Source organism: Actinomadura bangladeshensis, assembly GCF_004348335.1.
GTDB lineage: Bacteria > Actinomycetota > Actinomycetes > Streptosporangiales > Streptosporangiaceae > Spirillospora > Spirillospora bangladeshensis.
This window is the reverse complement of sequence record NZ_SMJW01000321.1, coordinates 1-7,977: the sequence shown is the minus strand read 5'-3', so window position 1 is coordinate 7,977 and position 7,977 is coordinate 1. Positions and strand designations below refer to the sequence as shown.

The following is a 7,977-nucleotide window of genomic DNA, read 5'->3' as shown; positions in this document are numbered from 1 at the left end:
CCTCGTGCGCGCTGGCCCGGTGGCCGGACGAGGCCGGCTCGTTGCGCGATCCGAAGGCGTGGGCGAGGCGGCCACCGAGCATCCGCATGCCGATCCACCGCTCCTTGACCGCCTCTCAAACGCGGCACCGTGGCAGCCGCGACCTCCCCGACGGGAACGCGGCGGCGTCCGACACGTCCGACACGTCCGGCGGGGTTAGTTGATCTGCGGCGTGTTGTTGTTATGAGCCGCTTGATAACAACAACACGCCGCAGATCAACAAGTGGGATACGGCCCAGTCACGGGGCGTGCGGCGTGGTGCTGCGGCGGTTATTAATTGATGGTGAGAACCCCCCGTGATATTCCACATATTCTCCAAAATCGTCCATTTCGGTCGGCTGAGGCGGTGCAGGCGGGCGTGACGGCTCAGCAGCTCCGTTCCCGGCTGTACCGGCATGTGCTCCACGACGTGTACGCGCCCGCGAGCCTGGAAGATTCCATCCAGGTCCGCTGCGACGCCGCCGCGCTGATACTCCCGCCGGACGCGGTCTTCTGTGGGGTGACCGCAGCTCGCCTGTACGGCGTACCGGTGCCGGACGGGGACTTACGAGTCCACGCGGCCGTACCCGCCTCGGCGTCCACCGTCCCTCGCATCAAGCAGCTAAAGCTGCACGGCTACGCGATTCCCGCGGGGCAAGTGCGCGAGGAAAAAGGCCGCCGCGTGATCGGCCCAGAGCGGCTGTTCCTCGAACTGGCGGCCTCGGTGCCCCGCATCGACCTCATCATCGCGGGGGACCACATATTGAGGCGGCAGATCAGCACGCGAGAACTCCTCAACGCATTCCTGAAGGACTGCTACCGGCGTCGCGGAGTCAGAAAGGCCAGGCTCGCGATGACTCATCTGGAACCACGAAGCGATTCACCGCCGGAGACGCGGCTGCGGATGCTGCTCGTCGACGCCGGCCTTCCTCGGCCCGTCGCCAACCAGGACGTCTTCAACGACTGGGGCGTTTGGCTGGCGCGTCCCGACCTCTCCTACCCCGCCGTGAAGATCGCCATCGAGTACGAGGGGCTGCACCACCAGCAGGACCACGGCCAGTACAGCCGCGACATCGAACGCGACGGCCGGATGATCGACGACGGCTGGATCGTCATCCGCGTGAACAAGGACGGACTCTTCCGCAACCCCCGGCAGGTAGTGAACCGCATCCGCAAGGCCCTCGACGCGCGCCGCCCGTCCCGTTGACCTGCGGCGTGTTGTTGTTATGGACGCCCCCATAACAACAACACGCCGCAGATCAACGAAGCGGGGGAGGGGGGCGTGAGGTGAGGTTGCCGGTGCGATGGTCACTTCCGTGCTGCGGACGCGGGCTTGGTTGCGGGTCCCTATCTCATTATTCGTCGCGAGGTTGGCTTCGCGTTTGTCGGTGGAGACGTGGGCCAACACGTCGAGCGTGGCGAGGCGGCGGCCGTCCAGGCAAGGAACTGTGAGGGCCACTGTTCTGCTTTGTCAGCGGGTGGCCGGCCTTCCTCGACGCCGTGAAGAACGGGCGCATCGATCTCACCTGATGGGAACCTGGCAGCGGGCGGCGTGGTCGGCGTGGTCGGCCGTCGCCCGGTCGCGTTCGGTATGTCCTCCGCCGCAGAGGCGCCGTGCGGTCGGCCTGTACGCCGCCGCGTACGGACGCCGGAAAAGCGCGGCTCGACGCCGAGGGCCGAGCCACGGGTCGCAACGCATGCGCACGTCAGTTGAAGATCTCGTCCAGGGTCTGGGACTTGAAGGCGAGACGCATCCAGGTCTCGATCTGGTCGTAGTCCCGGCAGGTGGTGATGCGCTCGTGGAGGGCATCATCGACAGTGAATCCGAGTGTGTCCAGAGCGATGAAGAGTAGTTTCGCGGCCCTCCTTGCCTTGTTCCTGGCGTAACTGATCTCATCCAGGCGGGATCGCGCGGACTCGGAGAGTTGTGACCGTATGTACCGCTGGTACCGCCAGGCGTCCCTGGGGTCCACGACCATCATCGCCTCGGCGAAGGCCCCGAGGACGGCGTCCTGATCCGGCCCGTCAGCGTGGGCGAGGATGCTCAGCACGGTCAGTTCCGGCGTTGCACGGGCTTTGTCCAGGTCGGTGACGGCGGGTATGTCGGTGAGGAGGTTCAGCGCCCAGGGGCGCAGGATCCATCCCTCATCGAGCCCGCACTCGATCGGCTGCCGGCACCATTCGGCCGTGGCCTCGTCCGGACACAGGACCACCATGGTGACCGGGCACTTGTAATAGGCCCGGTGACGCGCCAAGTAGGACGGCCAGGAGTAACGCCTCTGCGGGATGATCTCGGAGAGGAGCTCCACATGAATCATGAGGTCCGGCTGATCCGGGTCACCGATGAGGACGGTCGCCATTTGGTCGACGAAACCTATCCACGGGACCGAGATCAGGTCGTACCGGGGGAGTTCGATCCCGGACGCCTCCTGGAACAACTCCACCACCATGTCGGGACGGTCCCGAATCATGTCGCGCAACTTGTCATATTTGACGGGGGGCATGAGATGGACGCTAACGGTACTCGGGTGACGACGGGGTGAGAAAATCGCTACATGGTGTAATGACGGAATTGCCCCTGGCCGTCTCCCGGATGCAGAACCGCGGCCCGCCGCGAAGGGGAGAGCCGCGGTCCAAAGGTGCGCGTGTCAGTCGAAGATCTCGTCGACGGTCCGGGCGGACAAGGCGCGGGAGAACCAGGCGTCGAGCTGCTCCAGGTCCGTGCAACTGGTGATGCGCTTCCGCGACTCATCGTCGACGGATAGCCCGCGTAGTTCGAGGGCTTTCAGGATTGACTGGGCCCTGCCCTCGGCCCTGCCCTCGGCTTTGCCTTCGGCTATGTGCTTGTGGGCGAAGTCGCTCTGCCACTCGTAGACGTCCGCTTGCATGATCTCCTCCAAGCAGTCTCGCGCGGCTTCGGAGAGCTTCGACCGCACGTAGTCATGGTACTTGCTGCCCCTGTCGCGGTCCGTGACCTCCAGGGCCTCGGCGAAGGCGGTCAGGACGGCTTTCCGGTGGGGGCCGTCGGCGTTGGCGGGAGTGCACAGGATCGCCAGTTCCGGCAGTGCGCGCGCCTTCTCCACGTCGACGACCGCGGGGGCCTCGGCGAGGTTCAGTACCCAGGGCCGCAGGGCCCATCCCTCGTGCCCGGTCTCGATCGGTGCACGGCACCAGGCGGACGTGGCCTTGTCCGGGCACAGCACCAGCAGCGTCACCGGGCACTCGCGGCGGGCGCGCAGCGTGGACAGGTATACGGGCCAGACGAAGCGCTTGCGCGGGTCCGGTCTGAGCTGGTTCTCCACGACGATCGCGAGGTCCGGGCGCTTCGGCTCGCCCAGGATGACGACCGTGTCGGCCCGGTACTCGGTCGGGTAGTTGTCGGTGAAGGAGTCCGATCCAAGTCCGATGTGTTCGTATTCGGGGGGTTTGATGCCAGATACGGCCTGCAGGAGTTCGGGAGCCAGCGCGGGCTGGTCCTGGAGCAGGGCGATCGGCAGCTCGTGGTCGGCGGAGGGCATGAGCTGGACACTAACGGTGTTCAACTGACTACGGTGAGGGAAAATCGTTACATGGCGCTATGGCGGAGTTGTGGCCATAGTTCCGACTGGGGTGGTGTGTGACGCCAGGGCCGGGTGATCGGCGATGCCTCGCGTCGGGCGGCGGCTCGCTGAGAGTTGCGCTCCGCCGATCGCGGGACGAGGGGCGCGAGGGAGGGCTGTAACGGGGCGGCTGCGGTATTCCGGCGGCATTGTCGTTCGCTGATCATTCGGTATGCGCGCTTTTGTCGCCCGGTGAGTACCGGCGTTATTACTGACGCGTAGATATCGCCCGGAATGGTGCGTGCCAGGATAACTCTGGGCTACCGTTTATTCATGCGGATATTCCGGGACGGGAGGGGGACCGAATGACGGAGACCCTCACCGGCAGAGGGGGCCGTCCCGGGGCCTTGCCGCCGCAGGTCATCGCGATCCTCAGCGCCGAGCTGCCGTCGCTGGCCGGGGAGATCATGGGGGAGATCCGGCGGGCGGTGCCCGAGTACGCCGAGCGGGACGGGACGGCGGTGCCCGACGCGTTCCGGGTCACCGTCGAGCAGACCATGGCGGCCTTCCTGAACCAGGTCTCCGGCATCGCCGCCGGCCACGAGCGCCGCGACGAGCTGTGCCGCGAACTCGGCCGCACCGTGGCCTACGAGGGGCGGACGCTCGATGCGCTCCAGGCCGCCTACCGGGTGGGAGTGCAGGTCGCGTGGCGGCGGGTGGCGGCCGTCGCGCGCGACAAGCGGCTGCCCGCCGAGGTCATGACCCGGCTGGCCGAGGCGCTGTTCGCCTACAACGACGAGCTGGCCTCCCTGTCCGTCCAGGGGTATCTGGAGGTGCGGTCGGCGGGGGACGAACCACCCGGCGACAAGCGGCGGCTGCTGCGGCTCGTGCTCCGGCCGGGCGCGGCGAGCGGCGCGCTCGCCCGGACGGCGAAGGCGGCCGGCTGGGAGTTGCCCGACACGGTCGCGATGGTCGCGATGCCGGCCGGGGCCCGCTGCATCCGGGAGGCCCTCGACGGCGACGTGCTCGTGAACCTCGCCGACGCCGCCCCCCACCTGCTGATCCCCGGCGGGTACGGCCCCGAGCGCGCGGCGATGCTCGGCCGGGCCCTGCCCGAGCGCCGGTTCGCGGTGGGGCTGACCGTCCCGCTGGAGGAGGCGGGCGACTCGCTGCGCTGGGCGCGGCGCGCGCTCGCCCTCGTCGAGGCGGGCCTGCTGGAGGACGGCGGCCCGACGCTGTGCGAGCGGCACCTGCTGGAGCTGTGGCTGCTGTCGGACGGCCCGCTGCTCGACCAACTCGCCCGCCGCGAACTCGCCGCGCTGGCCGGCATGCCGCGGACCCGGCGTATGCGCATGACCGAAACCCTGGGGGCGTGGCTGGAGGCCCAGGGGAACGCGGTGGAGGCGGCCCGCCGGCTCCGGCTGCACCCGCAGACCGTCCGCTACCGGATGCGGCAGATCAGTGTCACCTTCGACCGGCAACTGGCCGACCCGGCGGCGCGTTTCGTCCTGGACGCGGTGCTGCGCGCCCACCGAATGCGGGAGCGGCGAGCGCGCTGAAATGGGCACGTCCCAATTGGGACGCCGAATGTGGCGACAACGCCACAGACTGCTGATTTTACCTTCCATTTACCTTGACGAACCGTATTTGATCTAAGTTCAATGTGCTTCAACTCACAGAAAGCGGGGGGTGTGCTGGGGTCCCCCGCTCGGCGCGCCCACCGCGTTACGTCATACGGTCGACCGTCCGGACGGCCGGGTGCCCCCGCCCGGCGACATGCCCCGGTCCGCGGCGGCGGCGCCTTGGAGGTGTGCCCATGGCACAGCAGGCATTGACGCGGGGGACGGTGGAACGCCGGGCCAGACTCCCGCGCCGGCTCGCCCTGCTGATGCGGCCGGAACTGCCCAGCCTCGCGCAGGAGATCATCGAGGAGGTGCGCCGGTCGATCCCCGAGTACGGGCGCCCGCTCAAGGACCCCTACGTCGAGGCGCTGCGGATCGGCGTCGAGCGAGCCCTCGCCGACTTCGTCGACCGCGTCGCCAACCCGCTCGCCCCCCGCGAGCGCCACCACGAGACCTACCGCAGGCTCGGCCGGTTCGAGGCCCAGGAGGGGCGGACGCTCGACACCCTCCAGGCCGCGCTGCGCATCGGCGCGCAGGTCGCCTGGCGCCGCGTCATGAAGGTCGGGCCGCGCCGCCGGGTGGCGCCCGAGGTCATGGCGCAGCTCGCCGACGCGCTGTTCGCCTACATCGACGAGCTCGCCGCGCTCGCGCTGGAGGGCTACCTCGACGCCCGCCCCGACGGCGAGGCCGAGGCGCACCGGCGGCGGCTGCTGGAACTGCTGCTGCGCCCGCCCGGCGCACCCCGCGTCCTCGCCGAGGCCGCCGAGCAGGCCGGGTGGACGATCCCGGACGAGGTGACCGCCGTCGTCGCCCCGCCCGGCGCCCGCTACGTCCGGGCCGCCCTCGACGCCGACGTCCTCGCCGACCTCACCGCCACCCAGCCGTTCCTCGTCGTCCCCGGGAGACCGACCCCCGAGCGGCGGCAGTCGCTGCTGCGCGTCCTGCCCGACGGGCAGCTCGTCGTCGGCCTGCCCGTGCCGCCCACCGGCGTTGCAGACTCGCTGCGGTGGGCGCGGCACGCGCTGCGCCTGGTGGAGACGGGCGTCCTCGACTACGCCCCGGTGACCGACTGCGAGGACCACCTCATCACCATCTGGCTGCTGTCCGACCAGGCCCTCATCGACCAGCTCGCCCGCCGCCACCTCGGCGAGATGGACGGCCTCGGCGCCCGGCAGCGCGACCGGCTGCTCGAGACGCTGCGCGTCTGGCTCACGACCCGCGGCACCGCCACCGAGATCGCCGCGGAGCTCGGCATCCACCCGCAGACCGTCCGCTACCGGATGCGGCAGGTCGAGAGCACATTAGGCGACCGGCTCGCCGACTCCGAGGCGCGCTTCGCGATCGAGGCGGTGCTGCGCGCGATGCGGCTGCGCGAGCGGGGCGCCGCGGCGCCGCGGGCGTCCGCCGCACGGGACCGGGAACCGCCCGCGGAAATAAGCACCGGTTGATAAACCGCAAATGCGGCGCAGGTCGAATTTGAGCACCTCGGACGGACCTTGACACACGGGGTTGATCCGCTGAATCACCGCATGCTTCCATCGAATTCAACGCAATTTCGGCAGGACGGCCGCGAGGCGATGGAGGTGCGTTCGGGGTGCGCTCACGATCGGCTGTCTCGGTCCTGGCCGGACTCGGCGCGGTCACGCTCATCGGCACCGTCGGCGTGCACCCGGTGCTCGCCGACGAGACCCCGACGCCGACCGCCACCGTCAGCGACACGCCGACCGACACGCCGACCACCGACACCCCCACCACGGACCCGCCGGCGACTCAGGAACCGACCGACCCCCCGACGTCGGACCCGCCCACCGATCCGCCGACGTCCGACCCTCCGACGGACCCGCCGACGTCCGATCCGCCCACGGACCCGCCGACGTCCGACCCTCCGACGGGGGAGCCCACCGACCCGCCGACCGGGACGCCCACGGACCCGCCGACCGGGACGCCGACGACTCCGCCGCCGACCCGGCCGGGCGAGCCGAAGACGCCCGTGCTGTCGCTCGCGCTGACGGTGTCGGAGGCGACGATGCGCCCCGGCGGCTCGATCACCGCGACCGTGCGGGTGGCGTCGGCGAACGCGACCGCGACCGGCACCGTGCTGAAGATGTCGGCCTCCGGAGCGACGGTCAGCCCCGGGACGCAGAACCTCGGCAGCGTGGGCGCCGGCGGGGCCGCGGCGATCGCGACCGTCCGGGCGCCGTCCACCGCGAAACCCGGCGTGATCACCGTGCGCGCGGCCGTGTCGGCGGCGAAGGCCAGAAGCGTGTCCCGCAGCTACAAGCTGATCATCACCTCGCCGTCCGGGGCGCTGCCGCCCGGGATCAGCCCGACCCGGTTCCCCACCGGAGTCCCGGCGCTGACGCCGCCCGCCTTCGACCCGCTCGCCGGCATGAAGGGCCCGCAGGTGGCGCTGCCGCCGATCGCGCCCGCGACGCCGCAGATCGCGCCCGCGTCCGGGCCGCTCGTCCCGGTGTCGAACCTGAGCAGGTTGCCCGCCGAGCCGTTCACCATCGCGGAGATGGCCGCGCTCCAGGCGGGGTTCCTCGCCGCGCTCGGCGCCGCGGTGACGCTGCTGCTGCTCCGGCTGCGCCTCATCCGCCGCACCGAGGCCCGCATGCAGCGGGTGACGCGCCGGCGGCTGCGCGCCGCCCGCACGCGGCTCGCGGGCAAGCGGCCGACCGCGGCGCGGCTCCGCACCCTGCCGCCGCAGCCCGCGCGCGTGCGCCCGCCGCGGCCGCTGCAGCCCGTCCCGCCGATCCGGCTGTACGTCACGCAGGTCCGCACGGCCCGCCCCTGAG

Annotated in this window: 6 protein-coding genes; 4 read left to right on the top strand and 2 right to left on the bottom strand. The window is 70.4% G+C overall.

Features of this window, described 5'->3' with window-relative positions:
- Positions 1 to 385 precede the first annotated feature (385 nt).
- Positions 386 to 1,225, top strand: a complete 840-nt coding sequence (locus tag E1284_RS36160; protein WP_165965563.1) for a DUF559 domain-containing protein — start codon at positions 386 to 388, stop codon at positions 1,223 to 1,225.
- Positions 1,226 to 1,724: 499 nt separating this feature from the next.
- Here E1284_RS36160 and E1284_RS36155 read toward each other — a convergent pair whose 3' ends face one another.
- Positions 1,725 to 2,522, bottom strand: a complete 798-nt coding sequence (locus E1284_RS36155; protein ID WP_131944655.1) for a hypothetical protein — start codon at positions 2,520 to 2,522, stop codon at positions 1,725 to 1,727.
- Positions 2,523 to 2,666: 144 nt separating this feature from the next.
- The gene (locus tag E1284_RS36150; protein ID WP_131944654.1) at positions 2,667 to 3,536 is read right to left on the bottom strand and encodes an RpnC/YadD family protein; all 870 of its coding nucleotides are present in this window, start codon (positions 3,534 to 3,536) and stop codon (positions 2,667 to 2,669) included.
- Between the two features lie 386 nt (positions 3,537 to 3,922).
- Here E1284_RS36150 and E1284_RS36145 point away from each other — a divergent pair, with 386 nt between their 5' ends.
- The 3 genes from E1284_RS36145 to E1284_RS42725 all read left to right on the top strand — a co-directional run bounded on the left by E1284_RS36145 (position 3,923) and on the right by E1284_RS42725 (position 7,976).
- Positions 3,923 to 5,116, top strand: coding sequence for a PucR-like N-terminal domain-containing protein (locus E1284_RS36145; protein WP_131944653.1), 1,194 nt, complete (start codon positions 3,923 to 3,925; stop codon positions 5,114 to 5,116).
- 257 nt (positions 5,117 to 5,373) lie between these two features.
- Positions 5,374 to 6,627 carry a PucR-like N-terminal domain-containing protein gene (locus E1284_RS36140; RefSeq protein WP_131944652.1) on the top strand — a complete coding sequence of 418 codons (1,254 nt, stop codon included), beginning with the start codon at positions 5,374 to 5,376 and terminating at the stop codon, positions 6,625 to 6,627.
- Positions 6,628 to 6,773: 146 nt separating this feature from the next.
- On the top strand, positions 6,774 to 7,976 hold the full coding sequence (locus E1284_RS42725) for a hypothetical protein (protein ID WP_207924146.1): 1,203 nt from the start codon (positions 6,774 to 6,776) through the stop codon (positions 7,974 to 7,976).
- Position 7,977 lies beyond the last annotated feature (1 nt).